Source organism: Serpentinicella alkaliphila (assembly GCF_018141405.1).
GTDB lineage: Bacteria > Bacillota > Clostridia > Peptostreptococcales > Natronincolaceae > Serpentinicella > Serpentinicella alkaliphila.
The window spans coordinates 910918-935963 of the sequence record NZ_CP058648.1; the positions used below are offsets into that span (position 1 = coordinate 910918).

General features: G+C 45.1%; 8 protein-coding genes, 28 tRNA genes, 9 rRNA genes and 1 riboswitch. Of the genes, 6 read left to right on the forward strand and 39 right to left on the reverse strand.

Going from position 1 to position 25046, the window contains the following annotated elements; translation table 11 throughout:
- Nucleotides 1-48 precede the first annotated feature (48 nt).
- A riboswitch (SAM riboswitch) is annotated at nucleotides 49-157 on the forward strand.
- A 132-nt stretch (nucleotides 158-289) separates the two neighbouring features.
- From HZR23_RS04505 to HZR23_RS04525, 5 genes are read left to right on the forward strand one after another with little or no spacing between them, the layout of a single operon-like run.
- Nucleotides 290-1573 (forward strand): homocysteine synthase, encoded by a 1284-nt coding sequence (locus tag HZR23_RS04505; protein ID WP_132848778.1) that lies wholly within the window; start codon nucleotides 290-292, stop codon nucleotides 1571-1573.
- Nucleotides 1574-1615: 42 nt separating this feature from the next.
- Nucleotides 1616-2707: an iron-containing alcohol dehydrogenase family protein gene (locus tag HZR23_RS04510; protein WP_132848779.1), complete on the forward strand. Its 1092-nt coding sequence runs from the start codon at nucleotides 1616-1618 to the stop codon at nucleotides 2705-2707.
- A gap of 30 nt (nucleotides 2708-2737) precedes the next feature.
- Nucleotides 2738-3559 (forward strand): MetQ/NlpA family ABC transporter substrate-binding protein, encoded by an 822-nt coding sequence (locus tag HZR23_RS04515; protein ID WP_132848780.1) that lies wholly within the window; start codon nucleotides 2738-2740, stop codon nucleotides 3557-3559.
- Between the two features lie 20 nt (nucleotides 3560-3579).
- Nucleotides 3580-4614, forward strand: coding sequence for a methionine ABC transporter ATP-binding protein (locus HZR23_RS04520; protein ID WP_132848781.1), 1035 nt, complete (start codon nucleotides 3580-3582; stop codon nucleotides 4612-4614).
- A complete protein-coding gene (locus HZR23_RS04525) occupies nucleotides 4595-5269 on the forward strand; it encodes a methionine ABC transporter permease (RefSeq protein WP_132848782.1) in 675 nt (224 codons plus the stop codon). Before HZR23_RS04520 ends, HZR23_RS04525 begins: the two co-directional genes overlap by 20 nt.
- Before the next feature lie 603 nt (nucleotides 5270-5872).
- Here HZR23_RS04525 and HZR23_RS04530 read toward each other — a convergent pair.
- A complete protein-coding gene (locus HZR23_RS04530) occupies nucleotides 5873-6079 on the reverse strand; it encodes a hypothetical protein (protein WP_132848783.1) in 207 nt (68 codons plus the stop codon).
- 190 nt (nucleotides 6080-6269) lie between these two features.
- Between HZR23_RS04530 and HZR23_RS04535 the strand changes: the two genes are divergently transcribed.
- Nucleotides 6270-6770: a superoxide dismutase family protein gene (locus HZR23_RS04535; protein ID WP_132848784.1), complete on the forward strand. Its 501-nt coding sequence runs from the start codon at nucleotides 6270-6272 to the stop codon at nucleotides 6768-6770.
- Nucleotides 6771-6823: 53 nt separating this feature from the next.
- On the opposite strand, the gene HZR23_RS04540 is transcribed toward HZR23_RS04535, so the two are convergent.
- The 38 genes from HZR23_RS04540 to HZR23_RS04725 form a co-directional block, all read right to left on the reverse strand.
- Complete coding sequence (locus tag HZR23_RS04540; protein ID WP_165913703.1) at nucleotides 6824-6982, reverse strand: hypothetical protein; 159 nt, start codon at nucleotides 6980-6982, stop codon at nucleotides 6824-6826.
- A 144-nt stretch (nucleotides 6983-7126) separates the two neighbouring features.
- Nucleotides 7127-7243, reverse strand: a 5S ribosomal RNA gene (gene rrf, locus HZR23_RS04545).
- A gap of 54 nt (nucleotides 7244-7297) precedes the next feature.
- Nucleotides 7298-10221, reverse strand: a 23S ribosomal RNA gene (locus tag HZR23_RS04550).
- A 149-nt stretch (nucleotides 10222-10370) separates the two neighbouring features.
- A tRNA-Ala gene (locus HZR23_RS04555) sits at nucleotides 10371-10446 on the reverse strand.
- 142 nt (nucleotides 10447-10588) lie between these two features.
- A 16S ribosomal RNA gene (locus HZR23_RS04560) occupies nucleotides 10589-12097 on the reverse strand.
- Between the two features lie 191 nt (nucleotides 12098-12288).
- A tRNA-Ile gene (locus HZR23_RS04565) sits at nucleotides 12289-12365 on the reverse strand.
- An 11-nt stretch (nucleotides 12366-12376) separates the two neighbouring features.
- A tRNA-Pro gene (locus tag HZR23_RS04570) sits at nucleotides 12377-12453 on the reverse strand.
- A gap of 8 nt (nucleotides 12454-12461) precedes the next feature.
- Nucleotides 12462-12550 (reverse strand) — tRNA-Ser (locus tag HZR23_RS04575).
- 5 nt (nucleotides 12551-12555) lie between these two features.
- Nucleotides 12556-12631: transfer RNA gene (locus tag HZR23_RS04580), tRNA-Lys, on the reverse strand.
- A 6-nt stretch (nucleotides 12632-12637) separates the two neighbouring features.
- Nucleotides 12638-12711, reverse strand: a tRNA-Gly gene (locus HZR23_RS04585).
- A 9-nt stretch (nucleotides 12712-12720) separates the two neighbouring features.
- Nucleotides 12721-12795: transfer RNA gene (locus HZR23_RS04590), tRNA-Cys, on the reverse strand.
- A 7-nt stretch (nucleotides 12796-12802) separates the two neighbouring features.
- Nucleotides 12803-12878 (reverse strand) — tRNA-Lys (locus HZR23_RS04595).
- Nucleotides 12879-12885: 7 nt separating this feature from the next.
- Nucleotides 12886-12961 (reverse strand) — tRNA-Gln (locus tag HZR23_RS04600).
- A 12-nt stretch (nucleotides 12962-12973) separates the two neighbouring features.
- A tRNA-His gene (locus HZR23_RS04605) sits at nucleotides 12974-13049 on the reverse strand.
- Between the two features lie 27 nt (nucleotides 13050-13076).
- Nucleotides 13077-13151, reverse strand: a tRNA-Gly gene (locus HZR23_RS04610).
- 5 nt (nucleotides 13152-13156) lie between these two features.
- Nucleotides 13157-13239: transfer RNA gene (locus tag HZR23_RS04615), tRNA-Leu, on the reverse strand.
- 16 nt (nucleotides 13240-13255) lie between these two features.
- A tRNA-Tyr gene (locus HZR23_RS04620) sits at nucleotides 13256-13340 on the reverse strand.
- A gap of 8 nt (nucleotides 13341-13348) precedes the next feature.
- A tRNA-Thr gene (locus HZR23_RS04625) sits at nucleotides 13349-13423 on the reverse strand.
- A 29-nt stretch (nucleotides 13424-13452) separates the two neighbouring features.
- Nucleotides 13453-13529, reverse strand: a tRNA-Asp gene (locus HZR23_RS04630).
- Nucleotides 13530-13577: 48 nt separating this feature from the next.
- A tRNA-Val gene (locus HZR23_RS04635) sits at nucleotides 13578-13653 on the reverse strand.
- A gap of 6 nt (nucleotides 13654-13659) precedes the next feature.
- Nucleotides 13660-13734: transfer RNA gene (locus tag HZR23_RS04640), tRNA-Glu, on the reverse strand.
- A 4-nt stretch (nucleotides 13735-13738) separates the two neighbouring features.
- Nucleotides 13739-13827, reverse strand: a tRNA-Leu gene (locus HZR23_RS04645).
- An 86-nt stretch (nucleotides 13828-13913) separates the two neighbouring features.
- Nucleotides 13914-14033 (reverse strand): 5S ribosomal RNA (gene rrf / locus HZR23_RS04650).
- Between the two features lie 54 nt (nucleotides 14034-14087).
- A 23S ribosomal RNA gene (locus tag HZR23_RS04655) occupies nucleotides 14088-17016 on the reverse strand.
- Between the two features lie 149 nt (nucleotides 17017-17165).
- Nucleotides 17166-17241 (reverse strand) — tRNA-Ala (locus HZR23_RS04660).
- A 141-nt stretch (nucleotides 17242-17382) separates the two neighbouring features.
- Nucleotides 17383-18895 (reverse strand): 16S ribosomal RNA (locus HZR23_RS04665).
- 269 nt (nucleotides 18896-19164) lie between these two features.
- Nucleotides 19165-19240 (reverse strand) — tRNA-Phe (locus tag HZR23_RS04670).
- Between the two features lie 113 nt (nucleotides 19241-19353).
- Nucleotides 19354-19430: transfer RNA gene (locus HZR23_RS04675), tRNA-Ile, on the reverse strand.
- 12 nt (nucleotides 19431-19442) lie between these two features.
- Nucleotides 19443-19519 (reverse strand) — tRNA-Pro (locus HZR23_RS04680).
- 13 nt (nucleotides 19520-19532) lie between these two features.
- A tRNA-Ser gene (locus tag HZR23_RS04685) sits at nucleotides 19533-19624 on the reverse strand.
- Nucleotides 19625-19635: 11 nt separating this feature from the next.
- A tRNA-Arg gene (locus HZR23_RS04690) sits at nucleotides 19636-19712 on the reverse strand.
- A gap of 13 nt (nucleotides 19713-19725) precedes the next feature.
- A tRNA-Gly gene (locus tag HZR23_RS04695) sits at nucleotides 19726-19799 on the reverse strand.
- A 5-nt stretch (nucleotides 19800-19804) separates the two neighbouring features.
- Nucleotides 19805-19879: transfer RNA gene (locus HZR23_RS04700), tRNA-Thr, on the reverse strand.
- A 31-nt stretch (nucleotides 19880-19910) separates the two neighbouring features.
- Nucleotides 19911-19988, reverse strand: a tRNA-Asp gene (locus HZR23_RS04705).
- A gap of 5 nt (nucleotides 19989-19993) precedes the next feature.
- Nucleotides 19994-20070, reverse strand: a tRNA-Met gene (locus tag HZR23_RS04710).
- 53 nt (nucleotides 20071-20123) lie between these two features.
- Nucleotides 20124-20240 (reverse strand): 5S ribosomal RNA (rrf, locus tag HZR23_RS04715).
- Between the two features lie 54 nt (nucleotides 20241-20294).
- Nucleotides 20295-23219, reverse strand: a 23S ribosomal RNA gene (locus tag HZR23_RS04720).
- 207 nt (nucleotides 23220-23426) lie between these two features.
- Nucleotides 23427-24937 (reverse strand): 16S ribosomal RNA (locus tag HZR23_RS04725).
- The 16S, 23S and 5S rRNA genes sit together here with 28 tRNA genes alongside, the layout of an rRNA operon.
- Between the last annotated feature and the right edge of the window lie 109 nt (nucleotides 24938-25046).

Below are 25046 nucleotides of genomic sequence, written 5' to 3' on the forward strand. Positions count from 1 at the left end.
CTTCTGAAAATTTAAAGTAATATTAATTAACAAATAAATTAAATAATTTTCTCATCTAGAGAGGTGTAGGGACTGGCCCAATGAAACCTCGGCAACCTTCATAATTTCGTTTATGAAAGGTGCCAATTCCAGCGTTAAAAATAACGAGAGATGAGAGAGGCTTTTGAATCTTATATTTTTGGTGCAAATATATATTCAACCTCTTTCATCTATTCAAAAAAGATGATAGAGGTTGTTTTTATTTTCAGGTTTTCTGAAGTTAAAATATATATTTGTGAGGAGAGATAGAATGAGTGAGAAAAAATTAAAGTTTGACACTTTACAAATCCATGCAGGACAACAGGTAGACCCTACTACAGGTTCCAGAGCGGTGCCTATTTACCAAACTACCTCTTATGTTTTTAAAAATGCAGAGCATGCTGCCAATTTATTTTCTTTAAAAGAAGCCGGAAATATTTATACTCGCATTATGAATCCTACCAATGACGTACTAGAACAAAGAATAGCTGCTTTAGAAGGAGGAGTTGGGGCCCTAGCAGTTTCCTCTGGTCAGGCTGCAATTACTTACTCAATATTAAACATCGCGTCAGTTGGAGATGAAATTGTTTCAGCAAGTACATTATATGGCGGAACTTATAATTTATTTGCAATTACATTACCTAAATTAGGTATAAACACTAAATTCGTAAACCCTGATGATCCGGAGAACTTTAGAGGGGCTATAAACGAAAAAACAAAAGCAATTTATATTGAATCCATTGGGAACCCAGGTATTAACTTAATTGATATTGAAGCCGTTGCTAATATCGCACATGAAAACAATATTCCTTTAATTGTTGATAATACTTTTGGAACACCATATTTAATCCGCCCTATTGAATTTGGTGCAGATATAGTGGTTCACTCTGCAACTAAGTTTATCGGTGGTCATGGTACTTCTATAGGTGGTCTAATAATTGATGGTGGAAAATTTGATTGGGCAAAAAGTGGCAGATTCCCTGGATTTACAGAACCTGACATAAGCTATAATGGAATTCGTTATGCACATGACCTAGGCCCTTTAGCTTATATAATTAAGGCAAGAGTTCAGCTTTTGAGAGATACTGGCTCAGCAATAAGCCCATTTAACTCATTCCTATTGTTACAAGGTTTAGAAACTCTTTCTTTAAGAGTTGAGCGTCATATATACAATACAAAGAAAATTATTGAATTCTTACTTAAACACCCTAAAGTTTCTTGGGTTAACTACCCTAGCCTAGAGGATAATAAATATCATTCACTTGCTAAAAAGTATTTGCCTAAGGGGGCAGGATCCATATTCACTTTTGGTATAAAAGGTGGGGTTGAAGCAGGTAAAACATTTATAGATAGCTTAGAAATTTTCTCCTTACTAGCTAATGTTGCTGATGCAAAGTCTTTAGTTATTCACCCAGCAAGTACAACTCATGCACAGCTAAGCGAAGAAAATCAAAGAGCAGCTGGGGTTACCCCTGATATGATTAGACTTTCTGTTGGAATTGAAGATGTTGAGGATTTAATAAATGATCTAGACCAAGCATTAAATAAAGCTTAAAATTGCGTATCTTCTTATACTTGCTTAGAAAGGTGATGACAAATGGGAACTTTACAAGTTCAAGGGTCTCCAAGCTATTATGCCTGTGAATTGAATATTTTAGATAACCTCGAAGAGTTATTATTGAGGTATAGATTTAAAAGTGGTGTAGTACTTCATGGTGAAAAATCTTGGGCAGTTACAGAGCCATATTTTCCAAAATTTAAAGAAATTCCTCTTTTATTTGAAAGGTATAATGGTGAATGCTCTGAAAACGAGATTCAACGTTTAACTGAAAAATATATAAATAAGGGTTTTGATTTTATTGTTGGTATTGGTGGTGGTAAGGTTATTGACCTAGCAAAGGCAGTAGCATTTGAAATAAATAAGGATGTTATTCTAATTCCTACATTAGCTTCTACCTGCGCTGCTTGGACGCCTTTAAGTGTTATTTATAATGATTATGGGGAATATGTCAAATATACTATTTTTCCTAGAAATAATTTGATGGTACTAGTAGAACCAAGAATTCTACTAAACTCCCCTACGAATTACCTTAAAGCAGGTATTGGAGATACTCTAGCTAAACTATATGAATCCGTTGCATTAACAAAGCATATTGAGAGTCCTAGGCTTCCAATTCAACTTGCTTTAAAAACTGCCGAGGTTATTCAGGAAGTTCTTCTAAAATATAGTCAAAGAGCACTGTTTGACTTAGATAGAAGTTTTTTATCGGATGAATTATTAAAAGTATTCGAAACTATTATAGTTGCTGGTGGATTAGTGGGCGGTCTTGGTGATGAATACGGTAGGATTGCTGCAGCTCATTCCATACACAACGCATTAACTAAATTCACCGAAACACACTCTTTGCTTCATGGAGAAAAGGTTGCCTATGGTATATTGGCACAATTGTCTCTTGAAAATAAATTTGATGAAATAGAAAGACTAATTCCTTTTTTTAAAAATTTAGATCTTCCCTATAGTCTAAATATAATTGGGTTAGATGTTCATCGAGAAGAAGTACTAAATACTTTAGCTAAAGCAACTTTATCTCCTGGAGAATCGATTCACTTTATGAAAGGAAGCTTCTCAGAAGAAGATATTATAGGAGCTATTGTAAATCTAGAAAATTTTATACAACAAATTAATTAATTGCATTACATTATGAGAGGAAGATTAAAAATGAAAAAATTATTAATTGCTTTATTATCATTAACATTAATTATCGCTTTGACTGCTTGTGGAAAATCAGCCCCTACTACACAGGGCCCTACACCTTTAAGTGAAACATCTCTAGTTGTAGGAGTAACTGGAGGTCCACATGAGGAAATAATGGAGAAAGTAAAAGAGCTTGCTGCTAAAGAAGGTTTAAATATTGATGTTAAAGTATTTTCTGATTACGTAATTCCAAATATTGCATTAGCTGAAGGAGAGCTTGATATAAACAGCTTCCAACATAAGCCTTATTTAGATAATTTCAAAGGTGAACGTAATTTAGATTTAGTTGAAATTGCAAAAACTGTAATTTTCCCAATGGGTATTTACTCTGATAAATTAACTGATATTAGCCAATTAGCAGAAGGTTCAAAAGTAGCATTACCTAATGACCCAACAAATGGAGCAAGAGCATTAATTTTATTTGAATCTGCAAACTTAATTAAACTTGCAGAAGGTGTTGGTGCTCAAGCAACAGTTCAGGACATTGTTGAAAATCCTTTAAACTTAAAGTTTATTGAATTAGAGGCATCACAGCTTCCAAGACAATTAAGTGAAGTAAGTGCAGCTGCCATAAATGCAAACTATGCAATCGAGCATGGATTTGTTCCTACTGAAAACTCTATTTTCTTAGAATCAGGCGAGGCACCATGGGTTAATGTAATCGCTGTTAGAACTGAGAATAAAGACGATGCTGTGTTAAACAAGTTTATATCAATATATCAATCTGAAGAAGTTAGACAATTTATTGTAGATAGATTCCAAGGCTCTATCATTCCAGGGTGGTAAAATAGAAGAGGTGAATAAAATTGATTACTTTAAAAAATATATTTAAAACATATAAAACTAAAAATAGTTCATTAGTTGCAGTAAACGACGTCTCTTTAAATATATCAAAGGGAGAAATCTTTGGTATTATTGGTTATAGTGGTGCAGGTAAAAGTAGTTTAATCCGCTGTGTAAACCTATTAGAAAAGCCAGATAAAGGCCAGGTTATTGTGAATGGTCAAGATCTTACACTTCTCACAGAGAAGTCTTTAAGAGAAGCCAGAAAAAAAATCGGTATGATTTTTCAAGGATTCAATCTATTAAAAACCGCAACAGTATATGAGAATATCTCTCTTCCTCTTAAGTTAAGTGGTTTTTCTACATCGGAAATTGATCGTAGAGTTGATAATTATCTATCTATTGTAGGCCTAGAGGATAAAAAGTTTGCTTATCCAAACCAATTATCCGGTGGACAAAAGCAAAGAGTTGCTATTGCAAGGACCCTAGCCCACGAACCTGAAATAATACTAAGTGATGAGGCTACCAGTGCCCTAGATCCTGAAACAACAGAATCAATTTTAGAACTTCTACTAAAAATAAACAAAGAATTTGGTATTACTATTTTATTGATTACACACGAAATGTCAGTGATACAAAAAATCTGTGATAAGGTTGCTGTTATGGAAAATGGTAATATAGTGGAGCAAGGATGTGTATTAGATATCTACTCACATCCTAAACATCCAACAACAAAGAAATTCATTAATAGCTTATTTCCTAAACAAATATCGCCTTCTGTATTAGATTCATTAAAGAAAAGGGGACCAATTGTATCTTTATCATTTGTAGGCAGTTCTGCTGATAAGCCTTTATTAGCTACTTTACCTACGAAATTTAATGTTTTTCCTAATATTTTATCAGGGCATATTATTCAACTAAAAAAAGGTCCTTTTGGAAAAATTATAGTTTCGTTACAAGGTGATACAAGTAATATATCTGAATCTATAATTTATTTGAAAGATCAAGGTGTTATAGTGGAAGGAGATGAGCTTGAAAATGTACTCCAATTTAGTTAATTTCTTTGATAGGTGGGGTCCTGTTATTTTTAAAGCAACAGGTGAAACTCTGCAAATGGTTTTAATTACAATAACTATTTCATTAATTATTGGCTTGCCTTTAGGTGTTCTATTAATACTAACAAGGCCAGGTAAACAATATGAAAATAAATTTGTATATCTTACATTAAACTCGATTATAAATATGATTCGATCAGTACCATTTATTATTTTATTATTTTTCTTACTACCATTTACTAAATTTTTAGTTGGTACTTCCATAGGAGTAAAAGGCGTTCTAGTTCCTCTGGTTATATATACCTCCCCTTATGTAGCTAGATTAATGGAAAACGCCCTTCTTGAAGTAGACAGTGGTGTTATTGAAGCCTATACTTCTATGGGAATTAGCCCAAAGGATATTATTTGGCACGTTTTAATCAGAGAAGCAAGACCTTCAATTGTTTTAGGTATGACAATTGCAATTATAGGCTTAATAGGGGCCACAGCTATGGCTGGTCTAGTTGGTGCAGGAGGACTAGGTGACCTTGCTTATAGATATGGACATTTAAGATATCAAACTAGCGTTATGCGTTCTACAGTATTAATTCTAATATTACTTGTACAAAGTATTCAGACATTTGGAAATAGATTATCTGCAAAGCTAAAAAAAGATTAAAACTTCGGGATTTTCCCGAAGTTTTCTTATAGTAGATGTTCACTCTTACTTTTAATCTTTCTCCTCTTTATCCTATCCACTCCATCTGTTCTTATTATTATCATTAAGTAGATTTTTATTAAATCCCATTCTTTTAAACCATCTAGCAACTGAATTTGATAGGCTGAAATATTCTACCCTTTATGTTTATATAAAAATCGTGCCTTAATAAACTTAGCTAGAGTACTACTCTAGATTTTTTACTATAAGCTAAATGTGGATTCTTAGGTCCTTAAGAATATAGAACATCCATTGTTTCTCATGAAACATTTCGACACACCAGTTAAGGCTGGTGGATTCCTATGGAGTAAATTGTAGATATATGTGCTCCTAAAAATTGAAAGTAGATATGCTGTCGAACAACCATTCCGCAACCGTATGAAATAGAACTACTAATATCCCTTTAACCCTTCAATTAAATTAAGGTTGGGAAATTAAGGTTAGTTAGGAAATACTCCACAGACAGTAGATGCTTGATGTCCAAAGATAACCTATAGCATTGTAGTTAAGGTCTCCCTTTAAGAACTTTTAGCTTAAATTTCCTGTTTTCACCTTTTTTAGCGTTTAAGTTAATCTATCAATATAATTTTTTAATACTTGCCCATCATCAGCCTCACACTTAATAAGCTTAGTCTGTTCATTATTAAAATTTTTTAAATGAACCGTAAACATGTTATCATCATCATCTACTTCATATAAAATGCATCTGTAACCTTGATCATAATACTCTTTAAAATTTTTAATAACTGGGGAATCAAAGTTAATATTCATCTCTTCATACCCTCTCTTTTTAATAATTTGATATGCATATTCTAAGCAAGAGTATAAGCTAAGCTTATTGGTAATGCCAATTTATATATAGAATTATCATTATAAACCTTATTTATACATAAAAAGTATATAATTTTAAAATCACCATGTCTATTAAATAACATATTATTTAATAGAAAGGAGTGCTTTTATGAATTCTTCAAAATTTTATCAGCATATAAACAAAAGAGATATTTCAGTTGCATATCTAATACCAAGCCCTTTATATCCAGAAATAACGGGCGTTGTATTTTTTTATGATGTACCAGGTGGAACCGATGTGTATGTAGAAGTTGATGGGTTACCTAAATATCAGCCTGGGACGGATACTCAACCGCCAATAGGACCTCACGGTTTTCATATACACGAAGTAGGCCAGTGCACCATATTAGACCCAACTGACCCATTCCAAAGTGCTGGAGAGCATTGGAATCCTGATAACCAACCTCATGGTAATCACGCAGGTGACTTTCCTGTTTTATTCTCAAATAATGGATATTTTAGAATGAAGTTTTTTACCAATAGGTTCAAACCAAAGGATGTAATTGGAAAGTCTATTATTATACATCTTCACCCTGATGACTACAGATCACAGCCTACAGGGGAAGCAGGTAAAAGAATAGCCTGTGGTGTTATAGTTCCCCTCAAATAATAAAACGTGTGAATACATCACACGTTTTATTATACTATACACAATATATATTTTTATTTATAGGACTGTTTATGTATCGTTTCTAATACTTTCATAAATAGGTTCAAAGTTTTAACTCTTTCAATATCTTCACTTTTATTTGACTTTCTTTTATTCCTTTGAAGTCTAGTGTCTTTATATTCAGTTAAACTAATTACTTTTTTCTCATCCATAATCACACTTCCCTTATAGGAGTTTATATTATAGATATTCTACTTTTTTAATTAAATTCCTGCTGAAAAAATAAAATTTACCATTATGAAATGTGTTAAATTAAAAAAATCCCCTACAAAAGGTAGAGGACTTATTCATATTTAAAACCGCAACGACCTACTCTCCCAGGCGGCTGCCCGCCAAGTACCATCGGCGCTGAAGGGCTTAACTTCTGTGTTCGGTATGGGAACAGGTGTGACCCCTTCGCTATTGTCACGATTTATTGAGAGTGTTCTCTCAAAACTACAAGTGAGATTTTAAAGCTTTCATCTTTTTTGGTCAAGCCCTCGACCTATTAGTATCGGTCAGCTTAATGCATTACTGCACTTACACCTCCGACCTATCTACCAGATAGTCTCTCTGGGGTCTTACCCCTTTCGGGTGGGAAATCTTATCTTGAGGGGGGCTTCGTGCTTAGATGCCTTCAGCACTTATCCCTTCCGTACTTAGCTACCCAGCTGTGCTCCTGGCGGAACAACTGGTGCACCAGCGGTACGTCCATCCCGGTCCTCTCGTACTAAGGACAGCTCCTCTCAAATTTCCTGCGCCCGCGACGGATAGGGACCGAACTGTCTCACGACGTTCTGAACCCGGCTCGCGTACCACTTTAATGGGCGAACGGACCCAACCCTTGGGGACCTACTTGAGCCCCAGGATGTGATGAGCCGACATCGAGGTGCCAAACCTCCCCGTCGATGTGGACTCTTGGGGGAGATAAGCCTGTTATCCCCGGGGTAGCTTTTATCCGTTGAGCGATGGCCCTTCCACTCACTCACCGGATCACTAAGTCCGACTTTCGTCCTTGCTCGACCTGTTTGTCTCGCAATCAAGCTCCCTTCTGCCTTTACACTCTTCGCACGATTTCCGACCGTGCTGAGGGAACCTTTGAGCGCCTCCGTTACTCTTTAGGAGGCGACCGCCCCAGTCAAACTGCCCACCTGACAGTGTCCCAAAACCAGATCATGGCTCATGGTTAGAACTTCAATAATACAAGAGTGGTATCCCAACGTCGACTCCTCCAAGACTGGCGTCCTAGTATCTTAGTCTCCCACCTATTCTGTACATGTAGTATCAAAATCCAATGTCAAGTTGCAGTAAAGCTCCACGGGGTCTTTCCGTCCTGTCGCGGGTAACCAGCATCTTCACTGGTATTACAATTTCACCGGGTGCATTGTTGAGACAGCGTCCAAATCGTTACGCCTTTCGTGCGGGTCGGAACTTACCCGACAAGGAATTTCGCTACCTTAGGACCGTTATAGTTACGGCCGCCGTTTACTGGGGCTTAAGTTCTGTGCTTCGAGCTTAACCCTAACACTTCCCCTTAACCTTCCAGCACCGGGCAGGCGTCAGCCCCTATACGTCGTCTTTCGACTTAGCAGAGACCTATGTTTTTGCTAAACAGTCGCTTGGACCTATTCTCTGCGGCCGGGTTATGCTTACGGCGCGAAGCCTTCACACATCCCGGACGCCCTTCTCCCGAAGTTACGGGGTCATTTTGCCGAGTTCCTTAACAATGCTTCTCCCGTTCGTCTTAGGATTCTCTCCTCGCCTACCTGTGTCGGTTTGCGGTACGGGCACCTTAAATCTCGATAGAGGCTTTTCTCGACAGTTTGGATTCAGTCACTTCGCTACTTATTTTTCGCTCCCCATCACATCTCGGGATCTATGAAAAAGCGGATTTGCCTGCCTTTTCTCCCTACCTGCTTAGACGCACTCAACCAACGGTGCGCTTGACCTATCCTCCTGTGTCCCCCCTTCTCTCAAACGATTCTTGGTGGTACAGGAATTTCAACCTGTTGTCCATCACCTACGCCACTTGGCCTCGGCTTAGGTCCGACTTACCCTGAGCGGACGAACCTTCCTCAGGAAACCTTAGGCTTTCGACGGGCAGGATTCTCACCTGCCTCTCGCTACTCATGCCAACATTCTCACTTCTATGCAGTCCACTACTCCTTCCGGTATAGCTTCTACCCACATAGAACGCTCGCCTACCATGTATTTCTACATCCATAGCTTCGGTGATACGTTTGAGCCCCGGACATTTTCGGCGCAGGATCACTCGACCAGTGAGCTATTACGCACTCTTTAAATGTATGGTCGCTTCTAAGCCAACATCCTGGTTGTCTATGCAATCCCACATCCTTTTCCACTTAACGTATACTTTGGGACCTTAGCTGATGGTCTGGGCTCTTTCCCTCTTGACCACGGATCTTATCACTCGTAGTCTGACTCCCGATCTTAAGTTTACGGCATTCGGAGTTTGATAGACTTTGGTAACCGGTGAAGGCCTAGGTCATTCAGTGCTCTACCTCCGTAACTCATTTAATCGAGGCTAGCCCTAAAGCTATTTCGGCGAGAACCGGCTATCTCCGAGCTCGATTGGAATTTCACCTCTACCCACAGGTCATCCAGTGACTTTTCAACGTCAATTGGTTCGGACCTCCACGAAATTTTACTTCCGCTTCATCCTGCCCATGGGTAGGTCGCTCGGTTTCGGGTCTATGACATGCAACTTTCGCCCTATTAAGACTCGCTTTCGCTTCGGCTCCGGACCTTTAGTCCTTAACCTTGCTACATATCATAACTCGTTGGCCCGTTCTACAAAAAGTACGCGGTCACACTTTAACGTGCTCCCACGACTTGTAAGCAAAGGGTTTCAGGTTCTATTTCACTCCCCTCCCGGGGTTCTTTTCACCTTTCCCTCACGGTACTATGCGCTATCGGTCACCAGGTAGTATTTAGCCTTGGGGGTGGTCCCCTGCTTCCCACAGGGTTTCACGTGTCCCGTGGTACTCTGGATCATAGCTTAGAGTCTTCTCGTTTCGTATACGGGGCTTTTACCCTCTTTGGCCTGACTTTCCAGTCATCTTCTACTACGATACCTCTCCTTTTTTGCTATGTCCTCAACCCCGAAAGTAAACTTTCGGTTTGGGCTTATCCCTTTTCGCTCGCCACTACTTAGGGAATCGATTTTTCTTTCTACTCCTCAGGGTACTTAGATGTTTCAGTTCCCCTGGTATCCCCTCTACTAGCTATTTATTCACTAGCAGATACTTGAATATTACTTCAAGTGGGTTTCCCCATTCGGACATCTACGGATCTTTGCCTGCTTGCGGCTCCCGTAGCTTTTCATGACTTACCACGTCCTTCTTCGGCTCTTGGTCCAAGTCATCCTCCCTTTGCCCTTACTAGCTTGACCTTTAAAAGATGCTTGTAAATTTCTTTACTTAACTTTATTTCTCACTTTGCAGTTTTCAAAGAACACTTGTTCTTCCTGCCTTTTGGCCGGAATACTATATTACCATCTTTTTATCTTCATGTCAATTGGTACTTGATGGCATTTGTTTGTGGTGGAGACGAGGAGAGTCGAACTCCTGACCCCCTGCTTGCAAGGCAGGTGCTCTCCCAACTGAGCTACGCCCCCATGTTACAACTTCCCAAATTTTAATTTGGTGTAGTTTGTAATACTCGGCATTAGCCGAGCTTCATATTAAATTACTTCTTTTTGAAAAAACCTTCATCGAAGGTCTCTCAAAACTAAACAGTATAGAAGCTTTTCTCCTTAGAAAGGAGGTGATCCGACCGCACCTTCCGATACGGCTACCTTGTTACGACTTCACCCCAGTCATCGACTTCACCTTCGACACTCTCTCCATTTCTGGTTAAGTAGCGGCTTCGGGTGCTTCCGACTCCCATGGTGTGACGGGCGGTGTGTACAAGACCCGGGAACGCATTCACCGCGACATTCTGATTCGCGATTACTAGCAACTCCGACTTCATGTGGGCGAGTTTGACCCACAATCCGAACTGGACCGACTTTATGGGATTTGCTTAAGATCACTCTCTTGCCGCCCTTTGTATCGGCCATTGTAGCACGTGTGTAGCCCTGAACATAAGGGGCATGATGATTTGACGTCATCCCCACCTTCCTCCGAGTTATCCCCGGCAGTCTCTCTAGAGTGCCCACCCTAAGTCTTTGGCAACTAAAGATAAGGGTTGCGCTCGTTGCGGGACTTAACCCAACATCTCACGACACGAGTGACGACAACCATGCACCACCTGTCACTTCAGTCTCCGAAGAGAAGGAACCGGTTAAGGTTCTGTCTAAAGGATGTCAAGTCCAGGTAAGGTTCTTCGCGTTGCTTCGAATTAAACCACATGCTCCGCGCTTGTGCGGGTCCCCGTCAATTCCTTTGAGTTTCACTCTTGCGAGCGTACTCCCCAGGCGGAGTGCTTAATGCGTTAGCTCCGGCACTGAAGGTCTCCCTCCAACACCTAGCACTCATCGTTTACGGCGTGGACTACCAGGGTATCTAATCCTGTTTGCTCCCCACGCTTTCGTGCCTCGGCGTCAGTTACAGTCCAGAGAGTCGCCTTCGCCACTGGTGTTCCTCCTAATATCTACGCATTTCACCGCTACACTAGGAATTCCACTCTCCTCTCCTGCACTCAAGCCAAACAGTTTCAAAGGCTTACTACGGTTGAGCCGTAGCCTTTCACCCCTGACTTGTTTGGCCGCCTACGCACCCTTTACGCCCAGTGATTCCGGATAACGCTTGCCCCCTACGTATTACCGCGGCTGCTGGCACGTAGTTAGCCGGGGCTTCCTCCTAAGGGCACCGTCATTATCTTCCCTTAGGACAGAGCTTTACGACCCGAAGGCCTTCTTCGCTCACGCGGCGTTTTTGCATCAGGGTTTCCCCATTGTGCAATATTCCCCACTCCGCCTCCCGTAGGAGTCTGGACCGTGTCTCAGTTCCAGTGTGGCCGGTCACCCTCTCAGGTCGGCTACTGATCATCGTCTTGGTAAGCCATTACCTTACCAACTAACTAATCAGACGCGGGCCCATCCTATGCCGAAGTTCTTTGACCATTTAGGGATGCCCCTAATCGGCTTTATGCGGTATTAGCACTGGTTTCCCAATGTTATCCCCCTGCATAGGGTAGGTTGCCCACGCGTTACTCACCCGTCCGCCGCTAGGATTTGGAAGCAAGCTTCCTCCTCCTCGCTCGACTTGCATGTGTTAGGCACGCCGCCAGCGTTCATCCTGAGCCAGGATCAAACTCTTAATTAAAAATTTCTGGGTTGCATCTTTTTGATGCTTTTTTTCTTGCTGGCTTTCTATACTGTTTAGTTTTCAAAGACCTTTTTTTATCTGCCGCTTTTGGCGACTTATCTAATATATCATTTTTGACTTGTTATGTCAATTGTTTGTATATTGTTAATAAATGTCAGTTGCCTCTTTGCATTTCTTTTTTAGTAACATGGTGGGCCTTCAGGGACTCGAACCCCGGACCTGCCGGTTATGAGCCGGATGCTCTGACCAACTGAGCTAAAGGCCCTCACTAAAAAGTGGTCCGGGTGGAGAGATTCGAACTCCCGACCCCATGGTCCCAAACCATGTGCGCTACCAAACTGCGCTACACCCGGATCTTTATTGGCGGAGAGGGTGGGATTCGAACCCACGGCCCCTTTCGGAGTCACTGGTTTTCAAGACCAGCTCCTTAAACCGCTCGGACACCTCTCCTAAAATGGTGATCCATCCGCGACTCGAACGCGGGACACCCTGATTAAAAGTCAGGTGCTCTACCGACTGAGCTAATGGATCATGTTATGGAGCGGGTGAAGGGAATCGAACCCTCGCGGTCAGCTTGGAAGGCTGAAGTTCTACCACTGAACTACACCCGCATATCTATTTGGAGGCGGCACCCAGATTTGAACTGGGGAATAAAGGTTTTGCAGACCTCTGCCTTACCACTTGGCTATGCCGCCTTAAAAGTGGTGATCCATCCGCGACTCGAACGCGGGACACCCTGATTAAAAGTCAGGTGCTCTACCGACTGAGCTAATGGATCATTTATATGGCTGGGATACCAGGACTCGAACCTGGGGATGACGGAGTCAAAGTCCGTTGCCTTACCGACTTGGCTATATCCCAATATTTATTTAATGGGGTGGATGATGGGATTCGAACCCACGGATGCAGGAGCCACAATCCTGTGTCTTAACCACTTGACTACACCCACCATATCTATTTAAAAAAGACAAAGAAATGGAGCGGAAGACGGGACTCGAACCCGCGACCCTCGCCTTGGCAAGGCGATGCTCTACCACTGAGCCACTTCCGCTTAATTGGTGCGGGTGGAGGGACTTGAACCCCCACGGTCGCCCGCTAGATCCTAAGTCTAGTGCGTCTGCCAATTCCGCCACACCCGCATATATATAATTAAAATGGTGGAGGGAGAAGGATTCGAACCTTCGAAATCGTCGATAACAGATTTACAGTCTGCCCCCTTTGGCCACTCGGGAATCCCTCCATTTTTTATGGAGCTGGCAATAGGAATCGAACCTACAACCTGCTGATTACAAGTCAGCTGCTCTACCGTTGAGCCATGCCAGCATTAATATATTTACTAATTTAGTTTTAAATGGCGATCCGGAAGGGGCTCGAACCCTCGACCTCCAGCGTGACAGGCTGGCATTCTAACCAACTGAACTACCGGACCATTAATCAGTAAGAAATTTTTAAGCTAAGATAAAATCTTAGCTTTATATGGTGGGCGCAACAGGACTTGAACCTGTGACCCCCTGCTTGTAAGGCAGGTGCTCTCCCAGCTGAGCTATGCGCCCATATTTTGGTGACCCCTAGGGGAATCGAACCCCTGTTACCGCCGTGAAAGGGCGGTGTCTTGACCGCTTGACCAAGGGGCCTAGGTGGTGCCGAGGACCGGAATCGAACCGGTACGATCTTGAAGGACCGCAGGATTTTAAGTCCTGTGCGTCTGCCAGTTCCGCCACCTCGGCATATAAATGGCTCCAAAGAGAGGGCTCGAACCTCCAACCTACCGGTTAGACCGGTTGCTCCACCATTGAGCTACTTTGGAACATCTAAACCGCAACGACCTACTCTCCCAGGCGGTCGCCCGCCAAGTACCATCGGCTTATTTGAAGGGCTTAACTTCTGTGTTCGGTATGGGAACAGGTGTGACCCCTTCGCTATTGTCACGATTTATTGAGAGTGTTCTCTCAAAACTACAAGTGAGATTTTAAAGCTTTCATCTTTTTTGGTCAAGCCCTCGACCTATTAGTATCGGTCAGCTTAATGCATTACTGCACTTACACCTCCGACCTATCTACCAGATAGTCTCTCTGGGGTCTTACCCCTTTCGGGTGGGAAATCTTATCTTGAGGGGGGCTTCGTGCTTAGATGCCTTCAGCACTTATCCCTTCCGTACTTAGCTACCCAGCTGTGCTCCTGGCGGAACAACTGGTGCACCAGCGGTACGTCCATCCCGGTCCTCTCGTACTAAGGAAGGCTCCTCTCAAATTTCCTGCGCCCGCGACGGATAGGGGACCGAACTGTCTCACGACGTTCTGAACCCGGCTCGCGTACCACTTTAATGGGCGAACGGCCCAACCCTTGGGACCTACTTGACCCCAGGATGTGATGAGCCGACATCGAGGTGCCAAACCTCCCCGTCGATGTGGACTCTTGGGGGGGGAGATAAGCCTGTTATCCCCGGGGTAGCTTTTATCCGTTGAGCGATGGCCCTTCCACTCGGTCACCGGATCACTAAGTCCGACTTTCGTCCTTGCTCGACCTGTTTGTCTCGCAATCAAGCTCCCTTCTGCCTTTACACTCTTCGCACGATTTCCGACCGTCTTTGAGGGGAACCTTTGAGCGCCTCCGTTACTCTTTAGGAGGCGACCGCCCCAGTCAAACTGCCCACCTGACAGTGTCCCAAAACCAGATCATGGCTCATGGTTAGAACTTCAATAATACAAGAGTGGTATCCCAACGTCGACTCCTCCAAGACTGGCGTCCTAGTATCTTAGTCTCCCACCTATTCTGTACATGTAGTATCAAAATCCAATGTCAAGTTGCAGTAAAGCTCCACGGGGTCTTTCCGTCCTGTCGCGGGTAACCAGCATCTTCACTGGTATTACAATTTCACCGGGTGCATTGTTGAGACAGCGTCCAAATCGTTACGCCTTTCGTGCGGGTCGGAACTTACCCGACAAGGAATTTCGCTACCTTAGGACCGTTATAGTTACGGCCGCCGTTTACTGGGGCTTAAGTTCTGTGCTTCGAGCTTAACCCTAACACTTCCCCTTAACCTTCCAGCACCGGGCAGGCGTCAGCCCCTATACGTCGTCTTTCGACTTAGCAGAGACCTATGTTTTTGCTAAACAGTCGCTTGGACCTATTCTCTGCGGCCGGGTTATGCTTACGGCGCGAAGCCTTCACACATCCCGGCACCCCTTCTCCCGAAGTTACGGGGTCATTTTGCCGAGTTCCTTAACAATGCTTCTCCCGTTCGTCTTAGGATTCTCTCCTCGCCTACCTGTGTCGGTTTGCGGTACGGGCACCTTAAATCTCGATAGAGGCTTTTCTCGACAGTTTGGATTCAGTCACTTCGCTACTTATTTTTCGCTCCCCATCACATCTCGGGATCTATGAAAAAGCGGATTTGCCTGCCTTTTCTCCCTACCTGCTTAGACGCACTCAACCAACGGTGCGCTTGACCTATCCTCCTGTGTCCCCCCTTCTCTCAAACGATTCTTGGTGGTACAGGAATTTCAACCTGTTGTCCATCACCTACGCCACTTGGCCTCGGCTTAGGTCCGACTTACCCTGAGCGGACGAACCTTCCTCAGGAAACCTTAGGCTTTCGACGGGCAGGATTCTCACCTGCCTCTCGCTACTCATGCCAACATTCTCACTTCTATGCAGTCCACTACTCCTTCCGGTATAGCTTCTACCCACATAGAACGCTCGCCTACCATGTATTTCTACATCCATAGCTTCGGTGATACGTTTGAGCCCCGGACATTTTCGGCGCAGGATCACTCGACCAGTGAGCTATTACGCACTCTTTAAATGTATGGTCGCTTCTAAGCCAACATCCTGGTTGTCTATGCAATCCCACATCCTTTTCCACTTAACGTATACTTTGGGACCTTAGCCGATGGTCTGGGCTCTTTCCCTCTTGACCACGGATCTTATCACTCGTAGTCTGACTCCCGATCTTAAGTTTACGGCATTCGGAGTTTGATAGACTTTGGTAACCGGTGAAGGCCTAGGTCATTCAGTGCTCTACCTCCGTAACTCATTTAATCGAGGCTAGCCCTAAAGCTATTTCGGCGAGAACCCGGCTATCTCCGAGCTCGATTGGAATTTCACCTCTACCCACAGGTCATCCAGTGACTTTTCAACGTCAATTGGTTCGGACCTCCACGAAATTTTACTTCCGCTTCATCCTGCCCATGGGTAGGTCGCTCGGTTTCGGGTCTATGACATGCAACTTTCGCCCTATTAAGACTCGCTTTCGCTTCGGCTCCGGACCTTTAGTCCTTAACCTTGCTACATATCATAACTCGTTGGCCCGTTCTACAAAAAGTACGCGGTCACACTTTAACGTGCTCCCACGACTTGTAAGCAAAGGGTTTCAGGTTCTATTTCACTCCCCTCCCGGGGTTCTTTTCACCTTTCCCTCACGGTACTATGCGCTATCGGTCACCAGGTAGTATTTAGCCTTGGGGGTGGTCCCCTGCTTCCCACAGGGTTTCACGTGTCCCGTGGTACTCTGGATCATAGCTTAGAGTCTTCTCGTTTCGTATACGGGGCTTTTACCCTCTTTGGCCTGACTTTCCAGTCATCTTCTACTACGATACCTCTCCTTTTTTGCTATGTCCTCAACCCCGAAAGTAAACTTTCGGTTTGGGCTTATCCTTTTCGCTCGCCACTACTTAGGGAATCGATTTTTCTTTCTACTCCTCAGGGTACTTAGATGTTTCAGTTCCCCTGGTATCCCCTCTACTAGCTATTTATTCACTAGCAGATACTTGAATATTACTTCAAGTGGGTTTCCCCATTCGGACATCTACGGATCTTTGCCTGCTTGCGGCTCCCGTAGCTTTTCATGACTTACCACGTCCTTCTTCGGCTCCTTAGTGCCAAGTCATCCTCCCTTTGCCCTTACTAGCTTGACCTTTAAAAGATGCTTGTAAATTTCTTTACTTAACTTTATTTCTCACTTTGCAGTTTTCAAAGAACACTTGTTCTTCCTGCCTTTTGGCCGGAATACTATATTACCATCTTTTTATCTTCATGTCAATTGGTACTTGATGGCATTTGTTTGTGGTGGAGACGAGGAGAGTCGAACTCCTGACCCCCTGCTTGCAAGGCAGGTGCTCTCCCAACTGAGCTACGCCCCCATGTTACAACTTCCCAAATTTTAATTTGGTGTAGTTTGTAATACTCAGCATTAGCTGAGCTTCATATTAAATTACTTCTTTTTGAAAAACCTTCATCGAAGGTCTCTCAAAACTAAACAGTATAGAAGCTTTTCTCCTTAGAAAGGAGGTGATCCAGCCGCACCTTCCGATACGGCTACCTTGTTACGACTTCACCCCAGTCATCGACTTCACCTTCGACAGCTCTCTCCATTTCTGGTTAAGTAGCTGGCTTCGGGTGCTTCCGACTCCCATGGTGTGACGGGCGGTGTGTACAAGACCCGGGAACGCATTCACCGCGACATTCTGATTCGCGATTACTAGCAACTCCGGCTTCATGTGGGCGAGTTTGACCCACAATCCGAACTGGACCGACTTTATGGGATTTGCTTAAGATCACTCTCTTCTTGCCGCCCTTTGTATCGGCCATTGTAGCACGTGTGTAGCCCTGAACATAAGGGGCATGATGATTTGACGTCATCCCCACCTTCCTCCGAGTTATCCCCGGCAGTCTCTCTAGAGTGCCCACCCTAAGTGCTGGCAACTAAAGATAAGGGTTGCGCTCGTTGCGGGACTTAACCCAACATCTCACGACACGAGTGACGACAACCATGCACCACCTGTCACTTCAGTCTCCGAAGAGAAGGAACCGGTTAAGGTTCTGTCTAAAGGATGTCAAGTCCAGGTAAGGTTCTTCGCGTTGCTTCGAATTAAACCACATGCTCCGTCGCTTGTGCGGGTCCCCGTCAATTCCTTTGAGTTTCACTCTTGCGAGCGTACTCCCCAGGCGGAGTGCTTAATGCGTTAGCTCCGGCACTGAAGGTCTCCCTCCAACACCTAGCACTCATCGTTTACGGCGTGGACTACCAGGGTATCTAATCCTGTTTGCTCCCCACGCTTTCGTGCCTCAGCGTCAGTTACAGTCCAGAGAGTCGCCTTCGCCACTGGTGTTCCTCCTAATATCTACGCATTTCACCGCTACACTAGGAATTCCACTCTCCTCTCCTGCACTCAAGCCAAACAGTTTCAAAGGCTTACTACGGTTGAGCCGTAGCCTTTCACCCTGACTTGTTTGGCCGCCTACGCACCCTTTACGCCCAGTGATTCCGGATAACGCTTGCCCCCTACGTATTACCGCGGCTGGCGGCACGTAGTTAGCCGGGGCTTCCTCCTAAGGCATCGTCATTATCTTCCCTTAGGACAGAGCTTTACGACCCGAAGGCCTTCTTCGCTCACGCGGCGTTGCCGCATCAGGGTTTCCCCCATTGTGCAATATTCCCCACTCCGCCTCCCGTAGGAGTCTGGACCGTGTCTCAGTTCCAGTGTGGCCGGTCACCCTCTCAGGTCGGCTACTGATCATCGTCTTGGTAAGCCATTACCTTACCAACTAACTAATCAGACGCGGGCCCATCCTATGCCGAAGTTCTTTGACCATTTAGAGATGCCCCTAATCGGCTTTATGCGGTATTAGCACTGGTTTCCCAATGTTATCCCCCTGCATAGGGTAGGTTGCCCACGCGTTACTCACCCGTCCGCCGCTAGGATTTGGAAGCAAGCTTCCTCCTCCTCGCTCGACTTGCATGTGTTAGGCACGCCGCCAGCGTTCATCCTGAGCCAGGATCAAACTCTTAATTAAAAATTTCTGGGTTGCATCTTTTTGATGCTTTTTTTCTTGCTGGCTTTCTATACTGTTTAGTTTTCAAAGACCTTTTTTTATCTATCGCTTTTAGCGACTTTTATATATTATCATGTTTTATCGTTTATGTCAATGTGTATTGTTAATCCTTTTATTTACATTTTCTTATCTATACCCTATAGCCCTTCACCAGAGCCAGAATTATATAGTACCATGTTTATCTAATCATGTCAATTATATAAATTTTGGTAATATATTTAATTCTTTAATGGTGCCCAGAGGCGGAATCGAACCACCGACACGGAGATTTTCAGTCTCCTGCTCTACCGACTGAGCTATCTGGGCATTTTATCGCAGTTTCGTATTTCAAATTTACTTACTCCCTTTGGTCATATAAATTTGATACTCATTGCGTTTGGCCTACCTCAATTTACATGATAAATCTGGTTAGGTCCTAATGGTGGGCTCAAGTGGACTCGAACCACCGACCTCACGCTTATCAGGCGTGCGCTCTAACCACCTGAGCTATGAGCCCTTACTTCACTACTGGTCCGGGTGGAGAGATTCGAACTCCCGACCCCATGGTCCCAAACCATGTGCGCTACCAAACTGCGCTACACCCGGATATTTATATTAATGGCGGAGAAGGCGGGATTCGAACCCGCGCGCCGCTTACACGACCTAACGGTTTAGCAAACCGTCCTCTTCAGCCTACTTGAGTACTTCTCCTTATTTAAAAATGGCGTGCCCACAGGGATTCGAACCCCGGACACACTGCTTAGAAGGCCGTTGCTCTATCCAGCTGAGCTATGGGCACATTTTTATTTTTATGGAGCGGGTGAAGGGAATCGAACCCTCGCGGTCAGCTTGGAAGGCTGAAGTTCTACCACTGAACTACACCCGCATATATGGAGCTGGCGATAGGAATCGAACCTACAACCTGCTGATTACAAGTCAGCTGCTCTACCGTTGAGCCACGCCAGCGTGTTTAATATTACTTCTTTTGTTTTTTTAATGGCGACCCGGAAGGGGCTCGAACCCTCGACCTCCAGCGTGACAGGCTGGCATTCTAACCAAACTGAACTACCGGGCCATTTATGGTAGCGGCAACAGGAGTCGAACCTGTGACCTTTCGGGTATGAACCGAACGCTCTAGCCAGCTGAGCTATGCCGCCATATTTTTGGTGAAAAAATCCCCTACAAAAGGTAGAGGACTTATTCATATTTAAAACCGCAACGACCTACTCTCCCAGGCGGCTGCCCGCCAAGTACCATCGGCGCTGAAGGGCTTAACTTCTGTGTTCGGTATGGGAACAGGTGTGACCCCTTCGCTATTGTCACGATTTATTGAGAGTGTTCTCTCAAAACTACAAGTGAGATTTTAAAGCTTTCATCTTTTTTGGTCAAGCCCTCGACCTATTAGTATCGGTCAGCTTAATGCATTACTGCACTTACACCTCCGACCTATCTACCAGATAGTCTCTCTGGGGTCTTACCCCTTTCGGGTGGGAAATCTTATCTTGAGGGGGCTTCGTGCTTAGATGCCTTCAGCACTTATCCCTTCCGTACTTAGCTACCCAGCTGTGCTCCTGGCGGAACAACTGGTGCACCAGCGGTACGTCCATCCCGGTCCTCTCGTACTAAGGACAGCTCCTCTCAAATTTCCTGCGCCCGCGACGGATAGGGACCGAACTGTCTCACGACGTTCTGAACCCGGCTCGCGTACCACTTTAATGGGCGAACGGCCCAACCCTTGGGACCTACTTGACCCCAGGATGTGATGAGCCGACATCGAGGTCCAAACCTCCCCGTCGATGTGGACTCTTGGGGGAGATAAGCCTGTTATCCCCGGGGTAGCTTTTATCCGTTGAGCGATGGCCCTTCCACTCGGTGCCGGATCACTAAGTCCGACTTTCGTCCTTGCTCGACCTGTTTGTCTCGCAATCAAGCTCCCTTCTGCCTTTACACTCTTCGCACGATTTCCGACCGTCTTGAGGGGAACCTTTGAGCGCCTCCGTTACTCTTTAGGAGGCGACCGCCCCAGTCAAACTGCCCACCTGACAGTGTCCCAAAACCAGATCATGGCTCATGGTTAGAACTTCAATAATACAAGAGTGGTATCCCAACGTCGACTCCTCCAAGACTGGCGTCCTAGTATCTTAGTCTCCCACCTATTCTGTACATGTAGTATCAAAATCCAATGTCAAGTTGCAGTAAAGCTCCACGGGGTCTTTCCGTCCTGTCGCGGGTAACCAAAGCATCTTCACTGGTATTACAATTTTCACCGGGTGCATTGTTGAGACTGGCGTCCAAATCGTTACGCCTTTCGTGCGGGTCGGAACTTACCCGACAAGGAATTTCGCTACCTTAGGACCGTTATAGTTACGGCCGCCGTTTACTGGGGCTTAAGTTCTGTGCTTCGAGCTTAACCCTAACACTTCCCCTTAACCTTCCAAAGACCGGGCAGGCGTCGGCCCTATACGTCGTCTTTCGACTTAGCAGAGACCTATGTTTTTGCTAAACAGTCGCTTGGACCTATTCTCTGCGGCCGGGTTATGCTTACGGCGCGAAGCCTTCACACATCCCTTAAGACCCCTTCTCCCGAAGTTACGGGGTCATTTTGCCGAGTTCCTTAACAATGCTTCTCCCGTTCGTCTTAGGATTCTCTCCTCGCCTACCTGTGTCGGTTTGCGGTACGGGCACCTTAAATCTCGATAGAGGCTTTTCTCGACAGTTTGGATTCAGTCACTTCGCTACTTATTTTTCGCTCCCCATCACATCTCGGGATCTATGAAAAAGCGGATTTGCCTGCCTTTTCTCCCTACCTGCTTAGACGCACTCAACCAACGGTGCGCTTGACCTATCCTCCTGTGTCCCCCCTTCTCTCAAACGATTCTTGGTGGTACAGGAATTTCAACCTGTTGTCCATCACCTACGCCACTTGGCCTCGGCTTAGGTCCGACTTACCCTGAGCGGACGAACCTTCCTCAGGAAACCTTAGGCTTTCGACGGGCAGGATTCTCACCTGCCTCTCGCTACTCATGCCAACATTCTCACTTCTATGCAGTCCACTACTCCTTCCGGTATAGCTTCTACCCACATAGAACGCTCGCCTACCATGTATTTCTACATCCATAGCTTCGGTGATACGTTTGAGCCCCGGACATTTTCGGCGCAGGATCACTCGACCAGTGAGCTATTACGCACTCTTTAAATGTATGGTGCTTCTAAGCCAACATCCTGGTTGTCTATGCAATCCCACATCCTTTTCCACTTAACGTATACTTTGGGACCTTAGCGATGGTCTGGGCTCTTTCCCTCTTGACCACGGATCTTATCACTCGTAGTCTGACTCCCGATCTTAAGTTTACGGCATTCGGAGTTTGATAGACTTTGGTAACCGGTGAAGGCCTAGGTCATTCAGTGCTCTACCTCCGTAACTCATTTAATCGAGGCTAGCCCTAAAGCTATTTCGGCGAGAACCGGCTATCTCCGAGCTCGATTGGAATTTCACCTCTACCCACAGGTCATCCAGTGACTTTTCAACGTCAATTGGTTCGGACCTCCACGAAATTTTACTTCCGCTTCATCCTGCCCATGGGTAGGTCGCTCGGTTTCGGGTCTATGACATGCAACTTTCGCCCTATTAAGACTCGCTTTCGCTTCGGCTCCGGACCTTTAGTCCTTAACCTTGCTACATATCATAACTCGTTGGCCCGTTCTACAAAAAGTACGCGGTCACACTTTAACGTGCTCCCACGACTTGTAAGCAAAGGGTTTCAGGTTCTATTTCACTCCCCTCCCGGGGTTCTTTTCACCTTTCCCTCACGGTACTATGCGCTATCGGTCACCAGGTAGTATTTAGCCTTGGGGGTGGTCCCCTGCTTCCCACAGGGTTTCACGTGTCCCGTGGTACTCTGGATCATAGCTTAGAGTCTTCTCGTTTCGTATACGGGGCTTTTACCCTCTTTGGCCTGACTTTCCAGTCATCTTCTACTACGATACCTCTCCTTTTTTGCTATGTCCTCAACCCCGAAAGTAAACTTTCGGTTTGGGCTTATCCCTTTTCGCTCGCCACTACTTAGGGAATCGATTTTTCTTTCTACTCCTCAGGGTACTTAGATGTTTCAGTTCCCCTGGTATCCCCTCTACTAGCTATTTATTCACTAGCAGATACTTGAATATTACTTCAAGTGGGTTTCCCCATTCGGACATCTACGGATCTTTGCCTGCTTGCGGCTCCCCGTAGCTTTTCGCAGCTTACCACGTCCTTCTTCGGCTCCTGGTGCCAAGTCATCCTCCCTTTGCCCTTACTAGCTTGACCTTTAAAAGATGCTTGTAAATTTCTTTACTTAACTTTATTTCTCACTTTGCAGTTTTCAAAGAACATGCTTTAATTACCCAAGTCTTGTATTTGGTGTAATTGAAGTACTCAAAGATTAGCCGAGCTTCATATTAAATTACTTCTTTTTGAAAAAACCTTCATCGAAGGTCTCTCAAAACTAAACAGTATAGAAGCTTTTCTCCTTAGAAAGGAGGTGATCCGACCGCACCTTCCGATACGGCTACCTTGTTACGACTTCACCCCAGTCATCGACTTCACCTTCGACTTGACTCTCTCCATTTCTGGTTAAGTAGCGGCTTCGGGTGCTTCCGACTCCCATGGTGTGACGGGCGGTGTGTACAAGACCCGGGAACGCATTCACCGCGACATTCTGATTCGCGATTACTAGCAACTCGACTTCATGTGGGCGAGTTTGACCCACAATCCGAACTGGGACGACTTTATGGGATTTGCTTAAGATCACTCTCTTGCTGCCCTTTGTATCGGCCATTGTAGCACGTGTGTAGCCCTGAACATAAGGGGCATGATGATTTGACGTCATCCCCACCTTCCTCCGAGTTATCCCCGGCAGTCTCTCTAGAGTGCCCACCCTAAGTGCTGGCAACTAAAGATAAGGGTTGCGCTCGTTGCGGGACTTAACCCAACATCTCACGACACGAGCTGACGACAACCATGCACCACCTGTCACTTCAGTCTCCGAAGAGAAGGAACCGGTTAAGGTTCTGTCTAAAGGATGTCAAGTCCAGGTAAGGTTCTTCGCGTTGCTTCGAATTAAACCACATGCTCCGCTGCTTGTGCGGGTCCCCGTCAATTCCTTTGAGTTTCACTCTTGCGAGCGTACTCCCCAGGCGGAGTGCTTAATGCGTTAGCTCCGGCACTGAAGGTCTCCCTCCAACACCTAGCACTCATCGTTTACGGCGTGGACTACCAGGGTATCTAATCCTGTTTGCTCCCCACGCTTTCGTGCCTCAGCGTCAGTTACAGTCCAGAGAGTCGCCTTCGCCACTGGTGTTCCTCCTAATATCTACGCATTTCACCGCTACACTAGGAATTCCACTCTCCTCTCCTGCACTCAAGCCAAACAGTTTCAAAGGCTTACTACGGTTGAGCCGTAGCCTTTCACCCCTGACTTGTTTGGCCGCCTACGCACCCTTTACGCCCAGTGATTCCGGATAACGCTTGCCCCCTACGTATTACCGCGGCTGCTGGCACGTAGTTAGCCGGGGCTTCCTCCTAAGGTACCGTCATTATCTTCCCTTAGGACAGAGCTTTACGACCCGAAGGCCTTCTTCGCTCACGCGGCGTTCTTTGCATCAGGGTTTCCCCATTGTGCAATATTCCCCACTCGCCTCCCGTAGGAGTCTGGACCGTGTCTCAGTTCCAGTGTGGCCGGTCACCCTCTCAGGTCGGCTACTGATCATCGTCTTGGTAAGCCATTACCTTACCAACTAACTAATCAGACGCGGGCCCATCCTATGCCGAAGTTCTTTGACCATTTAGGGATGCCCCTTCTCGGCTTTATGCGGTATTAGCACTGGTTTCCCAATGTTATCCCCCTGCATAGGGTAGGTTGCCCACGCGTTACTCACCCGTCCGCCGCTAGGATTTGGAAGCAAGCTTCCTCCTCCTCGCTCGACTTGCATGTGTTAGGCACGCCGCCAGCGTTCATCCTGAGCCAGGATCAAACTCTTAATTAAAAATTTCTGGGTTGCATCTTTTTGATGCTTTTTTTCTTGCTGGCTTTCTATACTGTTTAGTTTTCAAAGACCTTTTTTTATCTGCCGCTTTTGGCGACTTATCTAATAT